Below are 25,291 nucleotides of genomic sequence, written 5' to 3'. Positions count from 1 at the left end.
CTATCTCAAAAGGCGTCAGTCCTTGCAGCTCGCCAGAGTTCGGAAGCTAAAGGCTTTCCGACCATCCGTTCGCGGGTTCCAAACCTTTACTAACGGCCTGAAACACACTATCACCGCGCCCGTTGCCGGCCGGTCGATCTGGCCATTTTACCACCACCCGCATTCGTTGGCGGGACTGGACAGGAGATAGAACATGTCCCAGGTTTCCCTCACATTTCCCGATGGCTCCGTCCGCACGTATGATGCCGGCACGACCGGCCGTGATGTTGCCGAATCCATTTCCAAGTCGCTTGCCAAAAAGTCTGTCGCGATCGCGATCGACGGCACCGTGCGCGATCTCTCCGACCCCGTCGTCGACGGTCAGATCGAGATCGTTACCCGTACGGACCCCAAGGCACTCGAACTGATCCGCCACGATGCAGCGCACGTGATGGCAGAAGCGGTGCAGGAGCTTTGGCCCGGCACGCAGGTGACCATCGGTCCCGTCATCGAGAACGGCTTCTATTACGATTTTGCCAAGGCCGAGCCCTTCACCCCGGACGACCTGCCGAAGATCGAAAAGCGGATGAAGGAAATCATCCAGCGCAACAAGCCCTTCACCAAGGAAGTCTGGCCGCGCAACAAGGCGCGCGAGGTTTTTGCAGCCAAGGGCGAGGCCTACAAGGTCGAGCTGGTCGACGCCATTCCCGAAGACCAGGATCTGAAAATCTATTATCAGGGCGACTGGTTCGACCTGTGCCGCGGGCCGCATATGGCGTCCACGGGCCAGATCGGTACGGCTTTCAAGCTGATGAAGGTGGCTGGCGCCTATTGGCGCGGCGACAGCAACAACGTCATGCTGACGCGCATCTACGGCACGGCCTTTGCGGAGCAGGAGCAGCTCGATAACTACCTGCATATCCTGGCCGAAGCCGAAAAGCGCGACCACCGCAAGCTCGGTCGCGAAATGGACCTGTTCCATTTCCAGGAAGAAGGCCCCGGCGTCGTCTTCTGGCACGGCAAGGGCTGGCGCATGTTCCAGACCCTGACTTCCTACATGCGCCGCCGTCTGGCCGGCACCTACGAAGAGGTCAACGCACCGCAGGTTCTCGACGCGTCTCTCTGGGAAACGTCAGGTCACTGGGGCTGGTATCAGGAAAACATGTTCGCGGTGAAATCCGCTTACGCGTTCACGCATCCGAAGGACGAGGGAGCGGACAATCGCGTCTTCGCACTAAAGCCGATGAACTGCCCCGGCCACGTCCAGATCTTCAAGCACGGTCTGAAGTCCTATCGCGAACTGCCGATCAGGCTTGCCGAATTCGGTCTCGTTCACCGCTACGAAGCGTCAGGCGCGCTTCATGGTCTGATGCGCGTGCGCGGCTTCACGCAGGACGACGCGCACGTGTTCTGCACAGACGAGCAGATGGCGGCCGAGTGCCTGCGGATCAACGATCTCATCCTCTCCGTCTACGAGGATTTCGGCTTCGAGGAAGTGGTCGTGAAGCTCTCCACGCGTCCGGAAAAGCGCGTCGGCACCGATGATCTCTGGGATCGCGCCGAAAGCGTCATGACGGACGTTCTGAAAACCATTGAAGAACAGTCTGGCGGTCGCATCAAGACCGGCATTCTTCCGGGCGAGGGCGCCTTCTATGGCCCCAAGTTCGAATACACGCTGAAGGACGCGATCGGTCGCGAATGGCAGTGCGGCACGACTCAGGTCGACTTCAACCTGCCGGAGCGCTTCGGCGCCTTCTACATCGATGCCAACTCGGAAAAGCAGCAGCCGGTGATGATCCACCGTGCCATCTGCGGCTCGATGGAACGGTTCCTCGGCATTCTGATCGAGAACTTCGCAGGCCACATGCCGCTGTGGTTTGCACCGACCCAGGTCGTTGTCGCGACCATCACTTCGGACGCAGACGACTACGGTCGGGAAGTTGCCGAACAGTTGCGCGATGCCGGCCTGCAGGTCGAGACCGACTTCCGTAACGAGAAGATCAACTACAAGGTCCGCGAGCATTCGGTGACCAAGGTTCCGGTCATCATCGTCTGCGGCAAGAAGGAAGCCGAGGAGAACTCGGTCAACATCCGTCGTCTCGGCTCGCAGGCGCAAACGTTGATGACGCTAGAAGAGGCGATTCGGTCGCTTGCGGAAGAAGCGACGCCGCCGGACCTTCGCCGCCGCGCAGCACTGAGAAAGCGCCCGGCCTGATCAATACCAGCGCCCGCGGGCCATGTCCGCGGGTGCTGTCAAAAAACTGCAATCGTTTTGTAATATTGCCTTCTCGTCGGATGCGCCTTTCCGTTGGGAGACTGATTTGCGGTTCAGGGAACTTTCCTACGCCAATGACAGGGATCCGCGCTTCAAGCGCTGGTTCATCCGGTCTATCGAGGGGCTCTCGGGACGCGATCGTTTCGCCCGGCTGTATGATATCTGGCGCACGGACATCGTCGGCAAGAGCGACCGCGTCTTCGGCAAGATGCTCGATATCATCGACGTGGGTCTCGAGATAGAAGGCGCGTGGCCTCCCGAAGAACAGCTGCAGTCTCCACTGGTCATCGTTGCAAACCATCCGTTCGGCATCGGAGACGGAATTGCCGTGCTGGCACTTGCCGAACAGCTCGGCCGACCTTTCCGCGTGCTGATCCACAACGATCTCCTGAAGGTTCCTGAGATGGAACCCTATTCGCTGCCCGTATCCTTCGAGGAGACGAAGGAGGCGCTGGTGCTGAACATGCACACGCGGAACGAAGCGATACGGCTGCTGAAAGACGGCACGACCATCATTATCTTTCCAGCCGGCGGTGTCGCAACCGCGAAGAAGGGATTCGGCATTGCCGACGACCTGCCGTGGAAGATCTTCGCCGCAAAACTCATCCAGGCTACCAGGGCCAACGTGGTTCCGGTCTATTTCGAGGGGCAGAATGGTCGGCTCTTTCACCTGGCCAGCCGGATCTCGATGACATTCAGGCTGTCGCTTCTCATCCGCGAGTTTAAACGCCTGTCTGGAACGTCGATCACGGCACGGGTGGGCAGGGTGATGAGCTGGGACGATATGGCTGGGACCACAGACCGCAAGGAGTTGCTCGGTCTGCTCCACAGTGCCGTCTTCTCCATGCGACCCGTCAGACGTCAGCGGTTTCTCAAGAAGGCCAGTTGACCCAGGAAGCCGATGTCAGTCGGGCACGACGGCAGCGGTCGTGGCATCTGACGGGTTGGCATTGCGCATCAAAACCTCGACATCCACGTTGTTACCAGCCGTCACCTTGAATTCGCGCTGATAGATCTTGTCCTTGTTGCGGGCAACGGCGAGATAGTCGCCCTCGGCCAGCACCATGGAGGGCAGGGCGCTGACGCTTTCGTTGACCACGTCGCCCGCAGCCGTCAGCACCGACCAGGCCGTGTCGGCGATGGCTTCGCCACCCGGCTGAGACACGAGCTTCAGCGACACCTCCGCGGCCTTGTGCTGCAAGACTGCCTGCGTCAGCTTGCCCGCTTCCACCTGGATGTCGGCACGCACGACGGCGTTGATGTCACCGTACTCAGAGACCACGTGATAGGTCCCTGTCGCAAGCCGCACGATGGTGTTGGGCTTTACCTCCGACATCACCAGGGCCCGATCGCCGTTTTCGCGGACTTCGGCCGCATAGACGGAGAAGCTCAGCTGTGCCGGTGGGATAGTCTGGTCCGCTCCGGCAACCGCGTTCAGGATGAACCCGCCGGCATCAAGGACGAGGGTCTGTTTCTGGAAGTCGCCTTCAGAAGGTACAGTTACTTTTTTCGTGACGCCGGCGCGGCCGAACGCGACATTCACGAAATAATCACCCGGCGCCAGCTGGAAGGCGGCGGATCCGCCGTCGGAGCTTGCAACAAGCGGAAGCTTGCCGTCCACACCGGCAATCGGGCTGAACACGCGCCAGGCAAGACCTTCCTGCATCACGTCGCTGTCAGCCGTCAGCCTGGCATCAAACCGCACATCCTTCGCGATCGAGCCGGCGCTTTCGCCCGGTGTGGCCGAGAAGGCGTTCAGCTTGGGCATCTTCCCCGTGCTGTCGAGCTGGCGGAAGCTTCCGAACGCATCGCTTTGCGCGAAACCCAGGTCGGCAGCGGTCAACAGCAGCAGGCCTGCAGCAGCGATACGGGTAACGAACGATAGGCCTGGCATCAGGATATGACCCGTTGACTCTTGTTTTGCGAGAAGCCACTTGAAGACGAACGTCCGGGCATTTTCAAGGCCTACCTCTATATCACGTATCGATCGGAAGCTTTCGACATGGAAAACAACCTGAAGCTCAGCGATTACCTGCAAGAGCGCCACTCGACGCCCGTTGCCCAGATCACAGGCCCGGGCCCATCGCAAGAAGAGCTCGAATCGATCTTGAGCATGTCGGTCCGCGTTCCCGATCATGGCAAAATCGCGCCTTGGCGCCTTGTCGTCTATCGGGGTGACGTTTGCACGAAGCTCGGCGAAACCTTCCTTGAACTCGCGCTCGCCGGTAACCCGGAGATGAATGAACCGGCCAAACAGGCTGAACTGACGCGTTTCACACGTGCACCGCTTGTCGTTGCCGTTGTCAGCACCGCGCAGCCCCACGTCAAAATCCCTGAATGGGAGCAGGTCCTGTCGGCTGGCGCTGTCTGCCTCAACATGCTGATGGCTGCAAATGCACATGGCTATGTTGCCAACTGGCGCACCGAGTGGGTGTGCTACGACGAGCGAGCCCTCGACGCTCTTGGCATAAGCCCGGGCGAAAAGGTCGCGGGTTTCATTCATATCGGCTCGAGCGATTTCGCGACGCCGGACCGGCCGCGGCCGGCTCTTGCCGACATTGTCACCTACGCAGGTTGAACGCATGTTTTATCGCACCGACACGAACGCCCACGGCATGCGCCATGATCCCTTCAAGGCCATCGTGGCGCCGCGGCCGATCGGCTGGATCGGTACCAAAGGCCGCGACGGTTCGCTGAACCTGTCGCCCTATTCTTTCTTCAACATCGTGTCCGATAACCCCAAGATCGTGATGTTCTCCTCGTCGGGACGCAAGCACAGTCTGAAGAATGCGTCGGACACGGGTTTTTTCACGGCAAGCATGGCCAGCCGCCATGTTTCCGAACAGGTCAACGCTTCCTCGGCTCCGGTAGATTACGGGGTGAATGAGTTCGACCTGGCTGGCCTCACCGCCAGAATGGGAGAGGTCGTCGACGCGCCCTACGTTGCGGAGGCCTATACCGCGCTGGAGTGCCGTCTTACCGAAGTGATCCAGCCGAAGGATCTCAAGGGCGAGCTCACCGACGCCTACATGGTGTTTGGCGAGGTGGTCGGAATCCATATCTCCGAAGACATCATCCGGGATGGCCGAATCGACATGCGGCTTGCCCGACCGGTCGGCCGCATGGGTTACCGTGACTATTCCGATGCCGGCGAGGGCGTGTTCGAACTGATCCGTCCGACGTGAGATTTCATACTCTCGGCCTGGTTCAGGCTACGCGTGAGGTGCGCCGCGCCGGGTGTGGAACATGGTGAACCAATCTTAAACTTTTTGTCTCTACCGTGGCACCAGGCTGCTCCAGACGGAGCAGCAGCGTTGTGTTTCCGGGGCAGGTCGTGATCGTACAGGCATTTCTTCGTTGGGCTGAGACGGCAAGAGCTGGGGACCGTTCCCGCGCAGCGGATGCCCTTGGTCGAGCATATCTCCACGCGGCGATGGGGGCGGAAGAGCGCAAGGCTGCCGGATTGGCGATCACTTACCTTCTCGATGACCCTTCGCCGCGCGTACGTCTCGCATTGGCAGAATCGATCGCCGATTCGCCTCAGGCTCCTCGTGCGATCATCCTCGCGCTTGCGGAAGATCAGGTCGAGATCGCCTGTACGGTGATTGCCCGCTCGCCCGTGATCAGCGACTCGGATCTTGTCGACCTGATCGGCCGAGGCGATGGAATGACCCGGCGTCTGATCGCTTCGCGGCCAAATCTTTCCCGCGGCGCCTGTGCAGCACTTGCAGAAATCGGCGACGAGCCGGAAATTCTAATTCTGCTCGAAAGTGGCACTGCGTTGATCACAGGCATATCCCTGCGCCGGATCGCCGAGCGGCATGGACAGCGCCACGACATTCGCAACCTTCTGCTCGAGCGCGAAGACCTTCCTTCAGAAGCGCGCCACATGCTCGTTAGCCATATCGCGGACACGCTTCTCAACTGCGGTCTGGTCCGCTCGACGCTTGCTCGCGGCCGTATCGAATATGTGGGCCGCGAGGCCGACGAAGCGGCAACCGTCGCAATTGCAGGAACGACGTCCCAGCAGGAAGTGCCGGCACTTGTCGAGCATCTCCGGGCATCGGGACGCCTCACACCGTCTTTCCTGATCCACGCCCTCTGCCTTGGCAAGGCTGACCTCGTTGCAGAGGCGGTATCGACCCTTTCCGGGCTCGGAGAGCGTCGCGTGAGGCCTATCCTGGCGACAGGCCGCCTTCATGCCGTTCGCGCCCTTTTTGAAGCCTGTGGTCTGACAAGGGAGATCGCCGCCGTCTTCGTCGAGGCTGTCCTGCTCTGGCGCGACGCGTCGGCGGGTCGTTCCACCGCTGATGTCTGCGGTCGTTTGATCGAGAGGTTTTCAGGGGTTGCAGGGCAGCATCCGGCAGTCTCGGATATGATCCAGATGATCGAGAGACGGCATCGTCTGGAGATGCGGTTCGCCGCACGAGCCTATGCGAGCGAGTTAGCGCTTGCTGCCTGAGCTCAGCGGTCGAAACGCTTGGCAACCCACGAATAACCGCCTTCGACAAGCCTTACGGGCGTCGTCACGAGCGTCTTGACGCCTTCGGTCGTTGGCAAAACGTTGCGAACCCGCTGGATCGCACGGCTGGCCAGACCTTCCTTCTGCTTCTCGCTTACGTCGCTGTCTGGCTCCGGAGCCGCCGCTATCGGCTCGGACGCTTGATCCCGCACGGGAGGGGTTTGCGACTGTGTTGCTGTCTCGATCGCATCGTCCGGATTCTGGCAGACGGCGATGATCACCGGATAAGGCTGATTGGCATAGGACGGTAGCCTGTCTTCGGAAACGGCGTCGCACATGGCGACCGTTGGCCATCTCTGGTCGACCGTCGAGATGTAGCGGCAGTCCGTGGCCGAATCGTTGCAGCCCAAAATAGTCATGACGATGAGCGCGGAATTCATGCTGTTTCCCCAATGGCGGTTGTTGGGGGTTAGATTGCTCAATGATGGCGCCAGCGAGGCGTCACGGCAGCGGGGCTGAACGCTTAAGGCGTTTGCGCCTTACGCTTATAGGCCCGCTCCGCCGCTTCGCTTGGCGACACCGCAAGGTCGGCCGATTGCACTTCGGTCGTCTCTGCCATCCGGACCTCGCGAATCCATTCCCGCCATATCGACACGATCAGCGCCATCAGAACCGGACCGATAAACAGTCCGAGAAAGCCCATGGTTTTCACACCACCGACAAGGCCGAAGAATGTGGGAAGGAATGGCAATTTGATAGGGCCGCCAACCAGGCGCGGACGAACCGTCTTGTCGACGATAAACAATTCCACCGCACCCCACGTGAACAGCCCGATCCCTGCGACGAACGAGCCGTTGGCAACGAGATAGGCAGATACCAGCGTGAACGAAAGCGGCGCGCCGCCCGGAATAAGCGCCATTACACCAGTGATGACCCCAAGTGTCACAGGCGAGGGGACGCCAGCAATCCAGTAGGCCACGCCAAGCACGATGCCTTCGCCGATCGCAATCAACGTCATCCCGGTCACCGTCGAACTAATTGTCGCCGGTACGACACGCGAAATCCGCTCCCACCGCGACGGCAGGATGCGCTCACCAACAAGATCAATCTGGCGTGAAAACGATGCGCCGTCACGATAAACGAAAAACAGCGCGATCATCATGAACAGCATGGTCAGAACAAGATGGAAGACGCCATCTCCGGCAGCAATCACGGCGCGGTAGATATTGCCGATATTGGCTCCGCTAACGATCTGTACAAGCTCGCCGATAGCGCCGGGTGACCCAACATGCTTTGTCCACTGCAACCCGAGCCAATCACCGGCCCAGGGAAGGCCGATGATCCAGGCTGGAGGCGGCGCCCCGAACCTGTTCACTTCGACCGCCCAGCTGAACCACTGGCGCAGTTCACCCGTGGTGTAGCTGATCGCAACGCCGATCGGCACAATCAGAAAGGCGAGGATGAACAGAATGGCAAGCGTCGCGGCGATTGTCGTGTTTCCGCCAACGCGGACCAAGAGCTTGCGATAAAGTGGCCAGCTGGCAAATCCGATGACAAGGGCGGCCAGAACCGGGACTAGGAAGCCGTAGAAGAAGTAGATCGACGCAGCAACAATCAGGACCAGAAGCCATCGAGCTGCCGATATGGCCGGTATCAGAGCAATGCGATTGGGAGAGACCGGTCCCAGCCAACGCGGTTCTCTTGGGGTGTTCCGATCATTTTGCGCGCTCACGATAAACTGCCACTCCCGATTGCTGTCGCCGATATGGTGTCTCGGCCATTTTGCTGCAAGCCTACAATGGACCTCTTAACCTAGCCCTTCATCGTCTGCCTATCCTTTAGATACGATACAAATGTGAAAACACCGAACCATAACTTCATCTGGGGCATTGCGATGGCTAAACCGTCTTTGTCAGCGCCCCTTGTTTCGGTAGAGCAGAACAATAGATAACCGTAACGTACGCGTGTTTTATAAGAGACGAGATCCAAGGACTTTAATGATGCTCAATGCGGAGGCGGTCGACCTTACAAATTGCGACCGCGAGCCAATTCACATCCCAGGGAGCATTCAACCGCATGGTTGCCTTCTTGCCTGCGACTTAACTGGCGCTGAGATTCTTCACCACTCTGCGAATGTCGGAGAAATGCTCGGTGTTGAAGGTGACATCAACGGCCGGCGTCTTGAAGACGTCGTCGGTGGCGAAGCGGCCCATTCGCTTCGCAACGCGCTCGCGACCTCTGATGATCCAGCACGCCCGGCGCTACGCCATGCCTTGCGACTCCCGTCAGGCAAAGCTTTCGACATCTCGTTGCATCGTTTCGATTCCAAGGTGATCATCGAGTTCGAGCCGGCTTCCAACGATGCCGACCAGCCGCTCGAAGTTGCGCGCATGTTGATCAGCCGCATTCGCAACATGAAGAGCATCGACAGGCTTATCGAGAACGCTGCAAGGCTGATGTTCGCCATGCTCGGATATGACCGCGTGATGGTCTATCGTTTCGAGGAGGAAGGGTCCGGCAAGGTCGTCAGCGAATACAAACGCCGCGACCTCGAGAGCTTCAAGGGCCAGTATTTTCCTGCAGCGGATATCCCCAAACAGGCACGCATTCTCTACATCAAGAACACCATCCGCGTCATCTCCAACGCTGATAACGAGCGTGTGGCCATCGTCCCTGAGTTGGGCGAAGACGGCCTGCCGCTTGATATGTCCTTCGCGCATCTGAGGAGTGTTTCGCCGATCCACTGCGAGTATCTTCGCAACATGGGCGTCTCTGCCTCGATGTCGGTGTCCATCATCGTTGATGGGGAGTTGTGGGGGCTGATGGCCTGCCACCACTATTCGCCAAAGACCTTGTCGATGCCCCAGCGCGTTGCGGCAGAAACGTTCGGCGAGTTCTTCTCCCTGCATTTGAGCGCGCTGAAACAGAAGCAACTTGTCGAAACGGCAAATCTTGCCAGACGTTCGCTCGACCGATTCCTTCAGATCGCTTCCAACCACAACGATATCAGCGGGTTGTTGAGAAGTTCACTGGATGATTTCGGCGGCATGCTACCCTGCGATGGGGTCGGGCTGTGGCTTGACGGGATCTGGACAGGGCAGGGGCTCGTGCCACAGGAGCATCTGGTTGCCGAACTGGCGGAACTGGTCGGCGGCGTCGCGGGCGGACGGATTTGGTCGACGGCCGAATTGTCTCGGTCGCTACCGTTGTCGATGATCTCGCCGGACGACGTGAGCGGCGTTCTTGCCATTTCGTTGTCCCAGCGCCCTCGCGACTATCTGTTTTTCTTCCGCAAGGAAGTCGTGCAGACCCTCGATTGGGCAGGCAATCCCGACAAGCAGTATACCAGCGGACCGCATGGGGAGCGACTGACGCCGAGGTCGAGCTTCGCCATTTGGAAAGAACAGGTGCGCCTCAAGGCTCAACCTTGGACCGATACGGATCTCGAGATTGCCGACGCCATCAGGGCAGTTCTTGTCGAAACCGTACTGCATCATAACGAACTGCTTGCGGACGAGCGCGGTAAGGCGGACGTGCGCCAGCGCATGCTCAACGAGGAGCTCAACCACCGCGTCAAGAACATCCTGTCTGTGATCAAGGCGCTCGTGGGGCATCCTGTGGATGACTCAAGACCGCTGTCCGATTACGTCGGCTCGCTGAAGGGACGCATTCAGGCATTGGCCTATGCGCACGATCAGGTCGTCCGCAGCGGCGATGGCGGACATCTGGCCGACCTTCTCGAAGCCGAACTGCAGCCCTATAAGGGAAGCGGCCGCATCGTGACGATGAGCGGACCGCGATTCTGGCTTGATAGCCGTGCGTTTTCCGTCATGGCCCTCGTCCTGCACGAAATGTCTACCAATGCTGCGAAATACGGTTCGCTCTCGGTATCTGACGGTCGGCTCGACATCGAGTGGGGCCGAAGTGCTGATGGCGATTGCGAGCTGACCTGGAAAGAAACCGGTGGTCCGGTCACAAAGGCGCCCAGTCGCAGTGGGTTCGGCAGTGTCCTTATCAGCCGCAGCATGCCCTTCGAGCTGGATGGACGGGCATCGGTCGACTATCCGCCCGAGGGCGTCAACGCGGTCTTTGTCATCCCCTCCAAGCACGTTCACGCAGATGATGACGCGGCATCCGAGGACGATCTCCACCTTGATGGGCTCGGCGGACGGACGGCGAGCGAGCGATCACTCGGCAATCTGGAGTTCCTTCTTGTGGAAGATCAGATGCTGATCGCAGCAGATGTCGAGGCGATGCTGGCGGACAATGGTATCGACAAGGTAACGACATCGCCTTCGGTCTCGGACGCGCTTCGCCGCCTCAAGGATTTCACCCCGGACGTCGCGATCCTCGATGTCAATCTGGGATCCGGTACGTCGCTTCCAATCGCGGAAGAACTTCTGCGTCGTCACGTGCCCTTCGTGTTTGCGACGGGATACAGCGATCGCTCGATCATTCCGGCGACGTTTTCAGCGCCGGTCGTGCGCAAGCCTTATGAAGCGACGGCGTTGATCGCCGCCGTCAGCAAGGTTCTGGAACGATAGCTTCAAAATGCGACCGGAAGTCTTCCGGTCGCAGCAATCAGATATCGAGGTTATCGGCAAAGGCGGCGCGTTCCTGGATAAACCGGAAGCGCGCCTCGGGCCTCGTGCCCATGAGATTGTCGACCGCCTCGCGCGTGCCTTCGAAATCAACCTCGTCGATCCCGACGCGCAGCAACGTGCGCTTGGCGGGGTCCATGGTCGTTTCCTTCAACTGCGCAGCCATCATCTCGCCAAGGCCTTTGAAGCGACCAATTTCGACTTTCTTGCCCTTGAACACCGTTTCCATCAATTCGGCCCGATGCGCGTCGTTGCGGGCATAGACGGTCTTTCCACCCTGCCGGATGACGTAAAGCGGCGGCACGGCCAGATAAAGATGGCTGCCGCGGATGAGTTCGGGCATTTCCTGATAAAAGAACGTGATCAGCAGCGATGCGATATGGGCGCCGTCGACATCGGCGTCGGTCATGATGATGACCCGCTCGTAGCGAAGATCCTCCTCGCGGTATTTCGTCCGCGTGCCGCAGCCAAGGGCCTGCACCAGATCTGCGATCTGCTGGTTGGCCGAGAGTTTCTCGCGGCTTGCCGAGCCGACGTTGAGGATTTTACCTCGGAGCGGAAGAATGGCCTGGTTCAACCGGTTACGGCCCTGCTTCGCCGAGCCGCCAGCCGAGTCACCCTCGACGATGAACAGTTCGGCGCCCTCGGCCGTGTTCTGTGAGCAATCGGCAAGCTTGCCGGGAAGGCGCAGCTTGCGCACGGCCGTCTTGCGATTGACCTCTTTTTCCTTGCGGCGACGAAGCCGCTCTTCGGAGCGCTCAATCACCCAGTCGAGCAGTTTCGCGGCCTCGTTGGGATTTCCGGTCAGGTAATGATCGAAGGGGTCGCGCAGAACGTTCTCGACGAGCCGCTGGGCTTCCACGGTCGCAAGCTTGTCTTTGGTCTGGCCGACAAATTCCGGCTCGCGGATAAAGACAGACAGCATGCCCACGGCCGAGATCATCACGTCATCAGTGGTAATTTCGCGGGCACGTTTGTTCTGGGTCAGTTCGGCGTAATTCTTCAGGCCCTTGGTCAGCGCGATGCGCAACCCGGCTTCATGGGTACCGCCTTCGGTCGTCGGAATTGTGTTGCAGTAGGAGTGAACCTGCGGGTCGCCACCATACCACGTGATGGCCCATTCCATGGCGCCGTGACCACCGGTCTTTTCGGTACGGCCCGCAAAGATTTCGCGAGTGACGGTGAAATCCTTGCCGAGCGTGGCCGAAAGATAGTCTTTCAGACCGCCGGGAAAATGGAAGACCGCCTTGTCCGGCACGTCGCCACCGGCCTGAACCAGTGACGGATCGCAGCTCCAACGGATTTCGACGCCGCCGAACAGATAAGCCTTCGAGCGCGCCATGCGGAAAATGCGACCGGCATCGAACTTCGCGTGATCGCCGAAGATCTGCGGATCCGGATGGAAGCGGACGCGGGTGCCGCGACGATTGTGTACGTCACCGAGTTCTTCGAGCCCACCTTGCGGAACGCCGCGGGAAAAACGTTGGCGATAGAGCTTCTTGTTGCGCGCAACCTCGACTTCCAGCATGTCGGACAACGCATTGACGACGGAGACGCCAACCCCATGCAGACCGCCCGAGGTCTCGTAAGCCTTTCCGTCAAACTTACCGCCGGCATGAAGCTTGGTCATGATAACTTCGAGTGTCGACTTGCCGGGCACCTGTGGATGGTTTTCCACAGGAATGCCACGACCGTTGTCGGTCACGGTCAGGCAACCTTCGGTATCCAGATACACCTCGATGAAATTGGCATGGCCGGCCACGGCTTCGTCCATCGAGTTGTCGATGACCTCGGCAAACAGATGGTGGAGAGCCTTTTCGTCAGTGCCGCCGATATACATGCCGGGGCGCATACGCACCGGTTCCAGCCCCTCCAGCACGCGGATCGACGATGCGCCGTAGTCGTCGCCGTCGGCGGCGATTGTAGCCGGACGTCGCGGCGAAGGCGCTGCCTTGACGGCGGGTACAGGTTCCGCTGGCGCTGATCTGGGGAGAGCGGGCGTATCGGCAAAAAGGTCGTTATTGTCATCCATTGGCGGTGTCGGTACTACCTGTCGGGGTGCGGAGGAGATAGCCATACCCATCTCGTGCTGTTTCGAATCACATGCGATTTTGCCAGAAAACCGGCTTTCTCGCGATGCCGTACGCACACGGCGGCTCTGCCAGCAATGCTGCCTCGGCTTTAGCATGGCAAGTTGGAAGACAGAAGGTTCCGAATGAAAGCCCGCATGTCCACAGTTCATTTCTTTTTCGGCACGCTTCTTGCTGGCATGGTCGCGCTCACCGCTTCAGCAAGCCTCGCGCAGGAAGGCCCCATCAAGCCGTTCAAGGACGAGCTTTTCTCCAGGTTCGAGGTGCTGGAGACTAAGGACGGCGGCGCTTACGAGGTGGTCGACTACCAGGAACTGCGCGACATCAACGGTCGTGACAGTGAGCCTGAGCGGCGGGTCAAGAATGCCTATGTGGCGCTTGGACCGCGCCGTGTCCAGGAAAATGAAACCCTGGCCTTCTCCGGACGGACCCTTGATGTCACCAGGGTGGGACCTTCTCAAGGTGGCGCCTTCACGGTGATCTTCATTCACGGCAGGGGCGGCGACAGGCGGCTCGGCGTCAACGACTACACGTTCGGCGGCAATTTCAACCGACTGAAGAACCTCGTCACCGCGTCAGGCGGGACCTACTATTCGCCGAGCGTAAAATCCTTCGACGACAAAGGTGCAGCCGATATCGCCGCCCTTATTCGCTATGCGTCGGAGAAATCGACTGGACGTCCAATCATCCTCGCCTGCGCCTCCATGGGTGGCTTCATCTGTCAGGCCGTGAGCCGTGACGCCACGACGATCCGCATTCTGGAGGGAATGGTTCTGCTTGGCGGTCCACCTGATCCGGGTCTGCCGTCGACGCCGTTCGCCAAGGCGAAACTGCCGGTCTATATCGCCCATGGCAGTGCCGACAGCGTCTACGCAGCCAGCGGACAGACCGAGATCTACCGGAAATTGCAGAGCGCCGGATACCCGGTCCGCATGTCCGTTTTCAACACGGGTGGGCACGGAACGCCGATCCGGATGATCGACTGGCGCAAAGCCCTCAATTTCGTGCTTATTGCCCACAAATAACCGGTTTAAGCGCAATCGGGCGTTTCAATGGATCTCAACCGATTGAATCGCGGCGTGCATCGCTTGCGGTGCGCGATGAGTGGGCTCTAGGCCGGTGTCCCGGCATCCATGATCCATCCAAGCACTTGAAATGCGTTCATTATTCAGCGTACGAAGTGTGAAAGGACATGTCGGGACGCCTGTCCTGCACGTTTAGGTGGCGGCGCTCAACGGCGTCGGCTGGAGGAGAGGAACAGGGATCGACATGACACCAGAAATTCGCCCGCTTATTGCCGGAAACTGGAAGATGAACGGCACGAGGGACAGCCTTCCCGAGATCAAGGCGATTGCTCAGGGCGTGATGGGACCTCTCTCGGAAAAGGTCGAAACCCTGATATGCCCGCCGGCCACGCTTCTCTATGTGGCGACGGCGCTTTCGACAGACAGCCCGCTGATGATCGGCGCCCAGGATTGTCATCGGAAGGATTGCGGCGCGCATACCGGTGATATTTCAGCAAACATGATCGCCGACTGCTTCGGCACGCATGTGATCGTCGGCCATTCCGAACGGCGCGTCGATCATCGTGAAACGGACGCGACGGTTCGCGCCAAGGCCGAGGCTGCCCATGCAGCCGGATTGATCGCGATCGTCTGCGTCGGCGAAACGGCGGAGGAACGCGACACCGGTCAGACACTGGATATTCTGAAGCGTCAGCTCGATGGCTCCCTGCCAGATGATGCGACGGCCGCAAACACGGTCATTGCCTACGAGCCCGTATGGGCGATCGGATCCGGCGTGACGCCGACCGCAAGCGATGTGGAAGCCGCGCATGCTTTCATGCGCGCAGAACTTGTGAAGCGGTTCGGCGACGACGGCAAGGGGATGCGTCTCCTCTACGGCGGCTCGGTCAAGCCGGGCAATGCGGCGGAGCTGATGGCGATCGAAAATGTCGATGGCGCATTGATCGGTGGCGCCAGCTTGAAAGCCGACGATTTTCTCGCCATCTACGGCGTCTATGAGGCCTTGACCGCCTGAGCCATTCAATAGGGGCTTGGAAAGCGGGCGGGCCTCATGTAAAGAGCCGCCAAACTTCTTCTATTGCCTCGCCAACGGGGCAGGGATCTTATTCATGCAGACTGTTCTGATCGTCATTCATCTCATGATCGTGCTGGCGCTTGTCGGCGTCGTGCTGATCCAGCGCTCCGAAGGCGGAGGGCTTGGCATCGGCGGCGGTTCCGGCTTCATGTCGGCGCGCGGCACGGCAAACGCCCTGACCCGCACGACGGCGATCCTGGCGACGCTGTTTTTCGTCACGTCATTGGCGCTCGGTATTCTGGCACGCTACGAATCGCGTCCAACGGATATTCTCGACCGCATTCCGCAGAGCCAGCAGGGTTCAGGCAATGGTATCTTGAACCAGCTCGGCCCGGCACCGACCGCTCCGCCGGCAAGCAACGGCGTCCCATCGGATGGCGCGAGTTCAGCGCCTGCTCCGACAGCACCGGCAACGGGAGCACCGGCTCCGGCGACACCGGCCCCGGCAACGCCCGCTCCGACGAACAGCGTTCCAACCGGCCAGTAAGGCACGGTTGAAGGCAACAAACTCCGGCGGGCCAAAAGCCTGCCGGTTTTCGTTTGTGGAGATTCCACAGACTTTTTTCGGAAAAAGAAAATTCCGCTGGCGGAATCAGAAATCAGAAGGTATTCGGTGGCTCCCATGGCGCGATATGTATTCATCACAGGCGGCGTGGTTTCTTCCCTCGGAAAAGGAATTGCGGCCGCGGCCCTCGGAGCTCTGCTCCAGGCGAGGGGTTACCGGGTTCGGCTGAGGAAGCTCGATCCTTATCTCAACGTTGATCCGGGCACTATGAGCCCGACGCAGCACGGCGAGGTCTTTGTGACCGACGACGGCGCTGAGACCGATCTGGATCTCGGTCACTACGAGCGGTTCACCAGCCGTTCGGCGACCAAGACCGACAACATCACCACCGGCCGCATCTACAAGAACATCATCGACAAGGAACGCCGCGGCGACTACCTCGGCGCGACCGTTCAGGTCATTCCGCATGTCACCAACGAGATCAAGGATTTCGTTACCGAGGGCAATGAGGACTACGATTTCGTCCTCTGCGAAGTTGGCGGTACGGTCGGCGATATCGAAGCGATGCCGTTCATGGAGGCGATCCGCCAGGTCAAGAACGACTTGCCCCGCGGAACAACGATCTATCTGCATCTGACACTGATGCCGTTCATTGCGGCAGCCGGCGAGTTGAAGACCAAGCCGACCCAGCATTCCGTCAAGGAACTGCAGGCGCTGGGTATCGCGCCAGACATCCTGCTGGTGCGCGCAGACCGGGAAATCCCGGAGGCCGAGCGCCGCAAGCTTTCGCTGTTCTGCAACGTTCGCCCATCCGCGGTCATCCAGGCGCTCGACGTTGCCAATATCTACGACGTCCCTATGGCCTACCACAAGGAAGGCCTCGATTCGGAAGTGCTGGCTGCGTTCGGCATCGAACCCGCTCCCAAGCCCCGTCTGGACGCCTGGGAAGAGGTCTGCAACCGCATCCACACGCCGGAAGGCGAAGTGACGATCGCGATCGTCGGCAAGTACACAGGCCTCAAGGACGCCTACAAGTCGTTGATCGAGGCCCTGCATCACGGCGGCATCGCCAATCACGTCAAGGTCAATCTCGAGTGGATCGAATCGGAAGTCTTCGAAAAGGAAGACCCGGCTCCGTGGCTTGAGAAGGTTCACGGCATTCTGGTCCCCGGCGGCTTCGGCGAACGCGGTTCCGAGGGCAAGATCCTCGCGGCGCAGTTTGCACGCGAACGCAAGGTTCCGTATTTCGGCATCTGCTTCGGCATGCAGATGGCGGTGGTGGAAGCCGCCCGTCATCTCGCCGGCATCGAAGACGCATCCTCGACCGAGTTTGGTCCTGCAAAGGAACCGGTCGTCGGTTTGATGACGGAATGGCTGAAGGGCAACGAGCTCGAGAAGCGGTCTACCGCCGGCAACCTCGGTGGCACGATGCGTCTCGGCGCCTATCAGGCAGCTCTGAAGAAGGGCACCAAGATCGCCGAGATCTACGGGTCGACGGATATCTCCGAGCGCCATCGTCACCGTTACGAAGTGAACGTCCAATACAAGGACCGCCTTGAAAACTGCGGCCTCGTCTTCTCGGGAATGTCACCGGACGGCCTTCTGCCGGAAACGGTCGAATATCCTGACCATCCGTGGTTCATTGGCGTTCAGTACCATCCGGAGCTGAAGAGCCGACCGCTCGATCCGCACCCGCTGTTTGCGAGTTTCGTCGAGGCAGCGCTCGAACAGAGCCGTCTCGTCTAAGACCTGAAAAACCCGGCTTCGACCGGGTTTTTCTTTGCCCGCTTTTCTATTTCAGCGCCTTGTATACGGCAAGCGCCCGGTCGCGGGCGAAACCGTGATCGACGATGGGCTTGGGATAGGTCTTCCCCAGCTCGATCCCGGCCTTCTCCAGCACCGCCGCCGGCGCCTCGAACGGCTTGTGGATGTATTTGCGGTCGAGCTTTGCCAGTTCGGGCACATGCTCGCGAACGTAATCGCCGTCTGGATCGAATTTCTCGCCCTGCAGGATAGGGTTGAAGATCCGGAAGAACGGTGAGGCATCGGCGCCGCTGCCGGCCACCCACTGCCAGTTGGCGGAATTGTTGGCAGGATCCGCATCGACAAGCGTATCGCGGAACCACTGCTCGCCCTTGCGCCAGTCGATCATCAGATCCTTGATCATGAACGACGCCGTGATCATCCGCACCCGGTTGTGCATATAGCCGTGTTTCCACAACTGCCGCATACCGGCATCGACGATCGGATAACCCGTCATCCCCTTGGTCCAGGCCGTAAATTGCTTGGCATCGTATTGCCATTCGAATGCGTCGAACTTGTCGTCCCAGTTTTCGCGATCGAGGCCGGGAAATTCGATCAGCAGACCGTAGCAGAAATCGCGCCAGGCAAGCTCGCGGCGGAAGTGCGACACGTCTTCCGATGTCTTCGCCGGAAGACCTCTCGTCTCGTACCAGATGCGGGCAGGGGAAATCTCGCCATGGGTGAGGTGGGCAGACAGCGAAGACGTGGCGTCGATCGCCGGAAAGTCCCGACCGCGCTTGTAGTCGTGCAGGTCCCTGTCGATGATGTCCTTTAACTTCTCCCGCGCGCCCTGTTCTCCCGGTGTCCACATTTCGGAAAAACCCGAAGCCCAGTCCGGCTTTGCCGGCAGCAGGTCCCAGCCGTCCAGGCTTTCCGAACGGGGAAATTGCTTCGGGGCAGGGATGGACTTTGGGGTATCCATCGGCTCGTGCGGTTCGCCGAGCTTCTGCATCGCGTTCCAGAACGGTGTAAAAACCTTGAATCGCTTGCCCGCCCCCGTCCGGATCCGGTCCGGCTCGTGGAGAAGCTGGCCATGAAAGGCGCTGATGGCGATGCCCTTGTCTTTGAGGGCGACCGCGATTTCACGGTCGTAGTCCGTGCGTTCATAGGCGCGGTTGACGAAGACGGAGCGGGCGCCGGTCTTGTGGGCGATGTCGGACAGAACATCCTCGGCCTTTCCCCTAACGAGAATGAGGTCACTGCCGAGCGCTTTCAGCGCGCCCTTGAGTGCCGTCAGCGAATGATGCAGCCACCATTCCTGCGCGCCACCGAGAGGCCCGATGTTCAGTTCGTCGGGTTCGCGGATATAGACGGGGATGACCGGGCCGCCGGCATCGATCGCGGCATTCAGCGCCGCATTGTCATCGAGACGGAGATCCTTGCGAAACCACAGGATGGTCGGAATGTCTTTGTCAGTAGAATGATCGGCAGGCACGCGCTTCTCCGTTCGAGGCATCGCAAAGGACGCCTGGAAAGCGCCTTAGGAACGAATGAGCAATATAGGGCAGGGTGCACCGGCAGCCAGCTCCAGAGCGTGCGGAGGACGCACGATAAGTCCGTCGGATCGCGAAAATATCTTCATCATCGACGAATCCTGCTTTCCGAAAGCCTTGGCAACAAGATTTCCCGCCGCGTCACGCGTCACGCTCGCGCGAACATAGTCCTGCCGCTGGTCGTTCGCCTTGATAGGCTCCGCTGTGACACCCATGACCTCGCGGTTCCTCTCGCTGAGATGCGCGAGCTTTCGCAGCAGCGGCTCGAGGAAGAGGAGACTGGTCACAAGGCTTGCGACCGGGTTGCCGGGCAGGCCCAGCACATGCATGCCGTCGAGCGAACCGACCATCAGCGGTTTGCCGGGACGCATCGCGATCCGCCAGAAATCGAGTTCCATACCGGCGCCCTTCAGCGTCAACTGGACGAGGTCGTGATCGCCGACAGAAGCTCCACCGAGCGTGACCAGCACGTCGGCCTTTTCGAGCTGCGCCCGTGCGACAGCTGCAGCGATATCCGCCTGGTTGTCCTTGACGATGCCAAGGTCGAGAACCTCACCGCCGTTGGACCGCACCAGTGCGGCGACGCCGAACGTGTTGGAGGCAATGATCTGCGCGGTCGCCGGCACACCGCCAGGAACTACAAGCTCGTCACCGGTCGCAAGGATCGCGACCCTTGGTCGCCGATAGATCTCAAGCGTCGGATGGTTCATCGCGGCGGCGACGGTCAGATGCGCGAAGTCGAGCTCTGTGCCGCGCTTGAGGACGATCTCGCCCTCCGCGAAATCCTGGCCGCGGGGCCGCACATGCCGTCCTTCGACGACGGCAAATGCAGTGCGGATCCGGTCGTCCGCGATTCGCTCGGCATCTTCCTGGATGAGGACGGAATCAGCGCCCTGCGGCAGAGGTGCACCCGTGAAGATCCGCACCGTCTCGCCCGGGCCGACAATGCCCTCGAAGGCATGGCCCGCAGACGCCGTCCCGATGACCGACAGTTCCGTGCCGATCGTAGACGCGTCCTCTGCCCGTACTGCGTAGCCGTCCATGGCGGACGCGTCGAACGGTGGCTGTGTCAGCCTCGCGGCCAGATCGGCAGCCAGCACGCGACCGTCGGCCTCGCCGAGCGGGACATTCACGATATCGTCGATCGGACGCGCTGCAGAGAGCAGCCGGCTCCTGGCATCCGCCACGGGGAGTAGTGCTTTCATCAGCCCTCCAGGCGGTATGTTCCGGACTTGCCGCCGGTCTTCTCGAGAAGCTGGATGCCGCCGATCTGCATGCCCTTGTCTGCGGCTTTCGCCATATCGTAGATCGTCAGGCAGGCAACGGACACCGCCGTCAGCGCTTCCATCTCGACGCCGGTCTTGCCGGTCAGCTTGGCGGTCGCCGTGACACGCAGACCGGGCAGGGCGGCGTCTTCGGTAATCTCGACCGAGACCTTGGTCAGCATCAGCGGATGGCAAAGAGGAATGAGATCGCTGGTCTTCTTCGCCGCCATGATCCCGGCGAGCCGCGCTGTTCCAATGACGTCACCCTTCTTGGCATTGCCATCCAGAATCAGCGCCAGCGTCTCGGGAAGCATCCTGACATGACCCTCGGCCGTCGCCGAGCGTACGGTTTCAGTCTTGTCGCCGACATCGACCATATGCGCTTCGCCGGCCGCATCGATATGAGTGAGTGTTGCCATTATTCGGCCGCCTGTGCGGAGAGCTCGCCGGACAGCAGCAGCCGCGTCGCCGCAGCAACGTCGTCCTGACGCATCAGGCTTTCACCGACGAGGAAGGTCTCGATATCAGCCTTCTGAAGCCGCTGGCAGTCGGCGTAGGTGAAGATGCCGCTTTCGCCGACGAGGAGTCGATCGGCTGGCACCATCGGTGCAAGTGTCTCACTGATGGCGAGATCGAGCTCGAACGTGCGCAGATTGCGGTTGTTGATCCCCACCAGCGGTGCCTCGAGCTTGAGCGCCCGCTCCATTTCAGGGGCGTCGTGCACTTCGATCAGCGCCTCCATGCCAAGCTCGCCGGCGACCTCGTAGATCGCAAGCGCGTCGTCATCCGACAGCGCCGCCATGATGATCAGGATGCAGTCGGCTCCCCAGGCGCGCGCTTCGTGCACCTGGTAGGTCTCGAACATGAAATCCTTGCGCAGAACGGGCAGGGCGCAGGCAGCCTTTGCCGCGACCATGAATTCCGGTGCGCCCTGAAAGCTCGGTGTATCGGTGAGAACCGACAGGCAGGCTGCACCGCCGGCCTCATAGGCTGCGGCGAGCGACGGCGGATCGAAATCTGCGCGGATCAACCCTTTCGAAGGGCTCGCCTTCTTGATTTCGGCAATGAGACCAAAAATGCCGGCATCCTTCTTCGCCTGCAATGCACGCAGAAAACCGCGCGGAGCAGGCTGGTCGGCGGAACGAGCCTTCAGCTCAGTGAGCGGTACACTCGCCTTGGCCGCTGCGATTTCCTCGCGCTTATAGGCTTCGATCTTCTTGAGAATATCCGCCATTCGCTCAATCCTTCTCGTTCGATACGGCCACAAGCCGGTCAAGCGCTGCAGCGGCATTGCCGCTTTCGAGCGCGTTCGTGGCGATCGTCATGCCATCCTTCAGCGTTTCAGCCTTTCCGGCGACGACAAGCGCTGCCGCCGCGTTGCAGAGTGAGATGTCACGGTATGCATTCTTCGCCCCGCCGAGAACCGCCCGCAACGCCTTCGCATTGTGGATTCCGTCACCACCCTTGAGGTCGGCAAGCGTTGCCTGCGGCACGCCAAAATCGGCTGGGGTCAGTTCAAAGGAGCGGATACTGCCGCCCTCCAGAGCGCAGACCTGCGTCACGCCTGTCGTGGTGATCTCGTCCAGACCCTGGCCATGTACGACCCAGACAGTCTCGGAGCCGAGACCGCGCAGCACCTCTGCGATCGGCTGCAGCCATTTCGGATCGAAAACGCCGAGCAACTGACGCTTGGCGCCTGCAGGGTTCGAGAGAGGACCTAGAATGTTGAAGATCGTCCGCGTGCCCAGTTCGACGCGGCTAGGTCCCACATGGCGCATCGCGGCATGGTGCATAGACGCAAACATGAAACCGATCCCGGCCTCGCGGATACAACGGGCAATGCGGTCCGGACCGATTTCCAGGTTGACGCCGAGAGCCGACAGAGCGTCCGCCGTCCCCGATTTGGAACTCAACGCCCGGTTGCCATGCTTGGCGACGGGAACGCCCGTACCAGCCACGATGATCGACGCCAGTGTCGAGATGTTGTAGGTGCCGGCACCATCGCCACCGGTACCGACGATATCAACGGCATCGGCTGGTGCGTCGACCCGCAGCATTTTCTCGCGCATGGTCGTTACGGCGCCGGAAATTTCCGCCACCGTTTCTCCTCGTACGCGCAGCGCAATCAGAAACCCGCCGATCTGCGAGGGCGTCGCCTCGCCGGACATCAGAATGTCGAACGCCTGACGCGCCTCATCCAGCGTGAGGCTCTCCCCGGCAGCAACTTTGGCAATGAAGGGTTTCAGCTCAGGCATTCTTTGGCTCTCAAGTCGCTTAGTATTGCGCGGGCGCAGCCGACTGATTGACGGCGGCCTGGTTGATCGAAACACCGTAGGTGTTCTTGAGGCTGTTGACCATCTGATCGAGCATGTCATCGCCGGCAGAATCGGCCATGCGCTGCAGCTGCTCGTCGCCGGCAAGCGCATCGCTCGTGGCCTGATCGACCGCCGTCACCTTCAGAAGAAGGCGGCTCTCGCCGTCGGATCCGAGCGCTGTTCCAGTCACGCCGACCGGTCCGGCAAAGGCTGCCGCAATCGCTTCGTTGCCGAAGATGGCGTCCTCGCCGTTGCGGCGCAGGCCTGACTTTGTTTCGATGGCGACGCCGAGATCCTCAGCGATCACTGCCAGCGTCTCGCCCTTGTCGAGGCGACCCTTGAGGTCGGCTGTGCGTGCGGAAAGCGCCTGACGCTGCTGATCAGCCGTCCAGTCGGCAACGGCCCGGTCGCGGACTTCGCTAAGCGGACGTTCCCGTTCCGGCGTGACGTTGCGGACCTCGAACCAGACGAAGCCGTCCGTGCCAACCGTCAGCGGCAGCGTATCGGCGCCGGGATCGGTGCGGAAGACGTCGGTCAAAAGCGTGGTGCCGCTTGGGAGATCCGCAATGCGCTTGTCCTGCGGATCAAGACCGGATGCATTGGCCGTGACCGTGACGAGCTTGAGGTTCAGATCCTTTGCCGCGTCTTCAAGCGTCGTCCCGTTGCTGCGCAACTCCTCGAAGCGGTCATGTGCCGTGTTGAGTTCCTGCGAGGCGGCCGCGACCGCCATCTGCTGGCGCAACTCGCCCTTGACTTCATCGAAGGCGCGGGTGGTTTCCGGACGAACGTTGGAGACCCGCAAAATGACGGGACCGAATGTACCTTGAACGGCTGGCGTGATGCCGCCATTCGCGCCAAGCTTGAAGGCCGCTTCTGCAATTGCCTCATCCGGAACAGCGTCGCGGGTAAAGTCGCCGAGGCGAACGTCGGCTGCGGTTTTGCCCTGGTCCGCCATGACCTGGTCGAACGTCGTCGTTCCGGCGCGCAACTGCGTCGCCGCGGCTTCTGCCATTTCCATGTTGGGGAAGGGCAGCTGCTCGATGGTGCGCGTCTCGCTCGTCTTGAAGCTGGCGATCCGCTTGTCGTATTCGGCCCGCGCCTGCTCGTCGGTGATCGAAGACGCATCCGCGATGTCGGATGGCTGCAGCTTCACATAGGCAAACGTGCGGTATTCCGGGGCACGATAGCGGCTCTTCGCACCTTCGAACCATTGCGCCAGAATATCATCCGTCGGTGCTTTTACGGGATCGATATTGGCGTTCGACAAAAGCAGATATTCGACCGTGCGGCTTTCGTCCCGATACTGCTTCAATGCATCGATCAGAACCTGCGGCGGTTTGAACCCGTCGGACACCGATTCGACGATCTGGCTGCGGACAGCAACCTTGCTGCGCTCCTTGATGTAATCGTCCTCGCGAAGGCCGGCATTGCGCAGGCGGGATGTGAACAAGGCACGGTCGAACTGACCGTTGACGCCCTGGAATGCAGGGTCTTCGCTGATCAGGATACCGAGCTTGTCTTCTGAAAGACCGAGATTCATGTCGTCGGAAAGCTGATCGAGTGCAGCGCCTGCGGCGAGCTGTGCGAACACCTCGTTCTCGACGCCGAATGCACGTGCCTGTTCCGCGGTCAGCGGTGCGCCGAACTGACGACCGATATTGGCGACCTGTCGCTGATAGGCCAGCCTGAACTCTTCAGACGAGATCTGCTGATCGCCCACCGTCAGGACGGTATTGCTGTTCGATCCGATCAGGGAGTGCGAAATGCCCCAGATGCCGAAGGATGCGGCAAGAACCAGGAGCAGGAGTTTTGCGACCCAGGAGCGGGCTGCGTTTCTGAGCGAATTGAGCATCGGCGATATTACCTATCAGTCGTAGTGCCGCCTTTCCGGCGGTTTGAGCGAATGTCTCTAGAACAATCTGCAACGGAAATGAAGGCGTTGACGCGCAAAAGCGCGCAGGTACCACCATTGTCCGCCCCACTGACTATTTCGTGAAGGTAACGGGCGGGATTACACGACGACGACGGACATAACAGCCAGGTGCAATGGACACTCCATTCCCGCTATTGATCGAAACGACCCGTTTCGCCGAACGCTGCTCAGCATCTCCGCGTGCGAGCCGTCTCAGGCCCGGCGTCGCGTCCACTCATTCGCCGCCAGTGTACGTTTTAGCGCGTTAGTGGTAGGTTTCGGTAGAGACGTCGTCGTCCATGATGCGAAATGCTTCGTAAAGCGCTTCGACGAGCACGTCGGTAAGGCTGTCGCCATCGCCGTCCTGCAGGAAAAGGCCAATGGCCTGTTCGGATGGCTGGCTCGTGTGTTCGGTTTCTTTAGACATTCATTGTCCCCTAACTGTCGCGATTGATTCCGACAAGGGCAGGCTAGATAATCGCGCTTGCGTG

At 60.2% G+C, this 25,291-nt stretch carries 21 protein-coding genes; 10 read left to right on the top strand and 11 right to left on the bottom strand.

What is annotated here, in order from left to right; genetic code table 11:
* Nucleotides 1-193: 193 nt before the first annotated feature.
* Complete coding sequence (gene thrS / locus G6K99_RS12200; protein ID WP_174196666.1) at nucleotides 194-2,194, top strand: threonine--tRNA ligase; 2,001 nt, start codon at nucleotides 194-196, stop codon at nucleotides 2,192-2,194.
* A gap of 106 nt (nucleotides 2,195-2,300) precedes the next feature.
* Complete coding sequence (locus G6K99_RS12195; protein WP_062580687.1) at nucleotides 2,301-3,143, top strand: lysophospholipid acyltransferase family protein; 843 nt, start codon at nucleotides 2,301-2,303, stop codon at nucleotides 3,141-3,143.
* Between the two features lie 15 nt (nucleotides 3,144-3,158).
* On the opposite strand, the gene G6K99_RS12190 is transcribed toward G6K99_RS12195, so the two are convergent.
* Entirely contained in the window at nucleotides 3,159-4,148 is a 990-nt protein-coding gene (locus G6K99_RS12190) for a hypothetical protein (RefSeq protein ID WP_174196665.1), read from the bottom strand.
* 108 nt (nucleotides 4,149-4,256) lie between these two features.
* Here G6K99_RS12190 and G6K99_RS12185 point away from each other — a divergent pair, with 108 nt between their 5' ends.
* The 3 genes from G6K99_RS12185 (at nucleotide 4,257) to G6K99_RS12175 (ending at nucleotide 6,716) form a co-directional block, all read left to right on the top strand.
* Nucleotides 4,257-4,832 carry a nitroreductase gene (locus G6K99_RS12185; protein ID WP_062581422.1) on the top strand — a complete coding sequence of 192 codons (576 nt, stop codon included), beginning with the start codon at nucleotides 4,257-4,259 and terminating at the stop codon, nucleotides 4,830-4,832.
* Between the two features lie 4 nt (nucleotides 4,833-4,836).
* Nucleotides 4,837-5,439 carry a flavin reductase family protein gene (locus G6K99_RS12180; protein WP_174196664.1) on the top strand — a complete coding sequence of 201 codons (603 nt, stop codon included), beginning with the start codon at nucleotides 4,837-4,839 and terminating at the stop codon, nucleotides 5,437-5,439.
* 149 nt (nucleotides 5,440-5,588) lie between these two features.
* Complete coding sequence (locus G6K99_RS12175; RefSeq protein WP_174196663.1) at nucleotides 5,589-6,716, top strand: DUF2336 domain-containing protein; 1,128 nt, start codon at nucleotides 5,589-5,591, stop codon at nucleotides 6,714-6,716.
* 2 nt (nucleotides 6,717-6,718) lie between these two features.
* On the opposite strand, the gene G6K99_RS12170 is transcribed toward G6K99_RS12175, so the two are convergent.
* Together G6K99_RS12170 and G6K99_RS12165 are read right to left on the bottom strand one after the other, a co-directional pair.
* Nucleotides 6,719-7,156: a hypothetical protein gene (locus G6K99_RS12170; RefSeq protein WP_062580693.1), complete on the bottom strand. Its 438-nt coding sequence runs from the start codon at nucleotides 7,154-7,156 to the stop codon at nucleotides 6,719-6,721.
* 83 nt (nucleotides 7,157-7,239) lie between these two features.
* Entirely contained in the window at nucleotides 7,240-8,448 is a 1,209-nt protein-coding gene (locus tag G6K99_RS12165; protein ID WP_174196662.1) for an AI-2E family transporter, read from the bottom strand.
* 268 nt (nucleotides 8,449-8,716) lie between these two features.
* Between G6K99_RS12165 and G6K99_RS12160 the strand changes: the two genes are divergently transcribed.
* Entirely contained in the window at nucleotides 8,717-11,260 is a 2,544-nt protein-coding gene (locus tag G6K99_RS12160; protein ID WP_062458046.1) for an HWE histidine kinase domain-containing protein, read from the top strand.
* A 37-nt stretch (nucleotides 11,261-11,297) separates the two neighbouring features.
* On the opposite strand, the gene parE is transcribed toward G6K99_RS12160, so the two are convergent.
* On the bottom strand, nucleotides 11,298-13,349 hold the full coding sequence (gene parE / locus G6K99_RS12155) for a DNA topoisomerase IV subunit B (protein WP_082471923.1): 2,052 nt from the start codon (nucleotides 13,347-13,349) through the stop codon (nucleotides 11,298-11,300).
* Nucleotides 13,350-13,544: 195 nt separating this feature from the next.
* Here parE and G6K99_RS12150 point away from each other — a divergent pair, with 195 nt between their 5' ends.
* From G6K99_RS12150 to G6K99_RS12135, 4 genes are all read left to right on the top strand, one after another.
* Nucleotides 13,545-14,432, top strand: a complete 888-nt coding sequence (locus G6K99_RS12150) for an alpha/beta hydrolase (RefSeq protein WP_174196661.1) — start codon at nucleotides 13,545-13,547, stop codon at nucleotides 14,430-14,432.
* 244 nt (nucleotides 14,433-14,676) lie between these two features.
* Nucleotides 14,677-15,447, top strand: a complete 771-nt coding sequence (tpiA, locus tag G6K99_RS12145; protein ID WP_174196660.1) for a triose-phosphate isomerase — start codon at nucleotides 14,677-14,679, stop codon at nucleotides 15,445-15,447.
* A gap of 94 nt (nucleotides 15,448-15,541) precedes the next feature.
* Nucleotides 15,542-15,994: a preprotein translocase subunit SecG gene (gene secG / locus G6K99_RS12140; protein WP_062456931.1), complete on the top strand. Its 453-nt coding sequence runs from the start codon at nucleotides 15,542-15,544 to the stop codon at nucleotides 15,992-15,994.
* Nucleotides 15,995-16,129: 135 nt separating this feature from the next.
* Nucleotides 16,130-17,758, top strand: a complete 1,629-nt coding sequence (locus tag G6K99_RS12135) for a CTP synthase (RefSeq protein ID WP_062456928.1) — start codon at nucleotides 16,130-16,132, stop codon at nucleotides 17,756-17,758.
* 46 nt (nucleotides 17,759-17,804) lie between these two features.
* Here the strand turns inward: G6K99_RS12135 and G6K99_RS12130 are convergent, their stop codons facing one another.
* The 7 genes from G6K99_RS12130 to G6K99_RS12100 all read right to left on the bottom strand — a co-directional run bounded on the left by G6K99_RS12130 (nucleotide 17,805) and on the right by G6K99_RS12100 (nucleotide 25,227).
* Nucleotides 17,805-19,271 (bottom strand): deoxyribodipyrimidine photo-lyase, encoded by a 1,467-nt coding sequence (locus tag G6K99_RS12130; protein WP_174196659.1) that lies wholly within the window; start codon nucleotides 19,269-19,271, stop codon nucleotides 17,805-17,807.
* A 24-nt stretch (nucleotides 19,272-19,295) separates the two neighbouring features.
* Nucleotides 19,296-20,513, bottom strand: coding sequence for a gephyrin-like molybdotransferase Glp (gene glp / locus G6K99_RS12125; RefSeq protein ID WP_174196658.1), 1,218 nt, complete (start codon nucleotides 20,511-20,513; stop codon nucleotides 19,296-19,298).
* On the bottom strand, nucleotides 20,513-20,992 hold the full coding sequence (gene moaC / locus G6K99_RS12120) for a cyclic pyranopterin monophosphate synthase MoaC (RefSeq protein WP_062456920.1): 480 nt from the start codon (nucleotides 20,990-20,992) through the stop codon (nucleotides 20,513-20,515). Before moaC ends, glp begins: the two co-directional genes overlap by 1 nt.
* Nucleotides 20,992-21,807 carry an indole-3-glycerol phosphate synthase TrpC gene (gene trpC / locus G6K99_RS12115; protein ID WP_174196657.1) on the bottom strand — a complete coding sequence of 272 codons (816 nt, stop codon included), beginning with the start codon at nucleotides 21,805-21,807 and terminating at the stop codon, nucleotides 20,992-20,994. The genes moaC and trpC overlap by 1 nt, the downstream gene beginning before the upstream one ends.
* Before the next feature lie 4 nt (nucleotides 21,808-21,811).
* The gene (gene trpD / locus G6K99_RS12110) at nucleotides 21,812-22,828 is read right to left on the bottom strand and encodes an anthranilate phosphoribosyltransferase (protein ID WP_062456914.1); all 1,017 of its coding nucleotides are present in this window, start codon (nucleotides 22,826-22,828) and stop codon (nucleotides 21,812-21,814) included.
* 19 nt (nucleotides 22,829-22,847) lie between these two features.
* Nucleotides 22,848-24,740: a peptidylprolyl isomerase gene (locus tag G6K99_RS12105; protein WP_062456911.1), complete on the bottom strand. Its 1,893-nt coding sequence runs from the start codon at nucleotides 24,738-24,740 to the stop codon at nucleotides 22,848-22,850.
* A gap of 325 nt (nucleotides 24,741-25,065) precedes the next feature.
* Nucleotides 25,066-25,227 carry a hypothetical protein gene (locus tag G6K99_RS12100; protein WP_092662350.1) on the bottom strand — a complete coding sequence of 54 codons (162 nt, stop codon included), beginning with the start codon at nucleotides 25,225-25,227 and terminating at the stop codon, nucleotides 25,066-25,068.
* Nucleotides 25,228-25,291 lie beyond the last annotated feature (64 nt).

The sequence above is a fragment of the Neorhizobium sp. AL 9.2.2 genome (assembly GCF_013317225.1).
Lineage (GTDB): Bacteria > Pseudomonadota > Alphaproteobacteria > Rhizobiales > Rhizobiaceae > Neorhizobium > Neorhizobium soli.
The sequence above is the reverse complement of the archived record's forward strand: the minus strand, read 5'-3'. Positions and strand labels throughout refer to the sequence as shown.

Bases quoted from the DNA above. Each gene is read 5' to 3' on its own strand.
- secG (WP_062456931.1), top strand. From the start codon at position 15,542: ATGCAGACTGTTCTGATCGTCATTCATCTCATGATCGTGCTGGCGCTT.
- G6K99_RS12150 (WP_174196661.1), top strand. From the start codon at position 13,545: ATGTCCACAGTTCATTTCTTTTTCGGCACGCTTCTTGCTGGCATGGTC.
- G6K99_RS12100 (WP_092662350.1), bottom strand. From the start codon at position 25,227: ATGTCTAAAGAAACCGAACACACGAGCCAGCCATCCGAACAGGCCATT.
- thrS (WP_174196666.1), top strand. From the start codon at position 194: ATGTCCCAGGTTTCCCTCACATTTCCCGATGGCTCCGTCCGCACGTAT.
- tpiA (WP_174196660.1), top strand. From the start codon at position 14,677: ATGACACCAGAAATTCGCCCGCTTATTGCCGGAAACTGGAAGATGAAC.
- G6K99_RS12185 (WP_062581422.1), top strand. From the start codon at position 4,257: ATGGAAAACAACCTGAAGCTCAGCGATTACCTGCAAGAGCGCCACTCG.
- G6K99_RS12170 (WP_062580693.1), bottom strand. From the start codon at position 7,156: ATGAATTCCGCGCTCATCGTCATGACTATTTTGGGCTGCAACGATTCG.
- G6K99_RS12190 (WP_174196665.1), bottom strand. From the start codon at position 4,148: ATGCCAGGCCTATCGTTCGTTACCCGTATCGCTGCTGCAGGCCTGCTG.
- trpD (WP_062456914.1), bottom strand. From the start codon at position 22,828: ATGCCTGAGCTGAAACCCTTCATTGCCAAAGTTGCTGCCGGGGAGAGC.
- trpC (WP_174196657.1), bottom strand. From the start codon at position 21,807: ATGGCGGATATTCTCAAGAAGATCGAAGCCTATAAGCGCGAGGAAATC.
- G6K99_RS12160 (WP_062458046.1), top strand. From the start codon at position 8,717: ATGCTCAATGCGGAGGCGGTCGACCTTACAAATTGCGACCGCGAGCCA.
- G6K99_RS12135 (WP_062456928.1), top strand. From the start codon at position 16,130: ATGGCGCGATATGTATTCATCACAGGCGGCGTGGTTTCTTCCCTCGGA.
- parE (WP_082471923.1), bottom strand. From the start codon at position 13,349: ATGGATGACAATAACGACCTTTTTGCCGATACGCCCGCTCTCCCCAGA.
- glp (WP_174196658.1), bottom strand. From the start codon at position 20,513: ATGAAAGCACTACTCCCCGTGGCGGATGCCAGGAGCCGGCTGCTCTCT.
- moaC (WP_062456920.1), bottom strand. From the start codon at position 20,992: ATGGCAACACTCACTCATATCGATGCGGCCGGCGAAGCGCATATGGTC.
- G6K99_RS12105 (WP_062456911.1), bottom strand. From the start codon at position 24,740: ATGCTCAATTCGCTCAGAAACGCAGCCCGCTCCTGGGTCGCAAAACTC.
- G6K99_RS12130 (WP_174196659.1), bottom strand. From the start codon at position 19,271: ATGCCTCGAACGGAGAAGCGCGTGCCTGCCGATCATTCTACTGACAAA.
- G6K99_RS12180 (WP_174196664.1), top strand. From the start codon at position 4,837: ATGTTTTATCGCACCGACACGAACGCCCACGGCATGCGCCATGATCCC.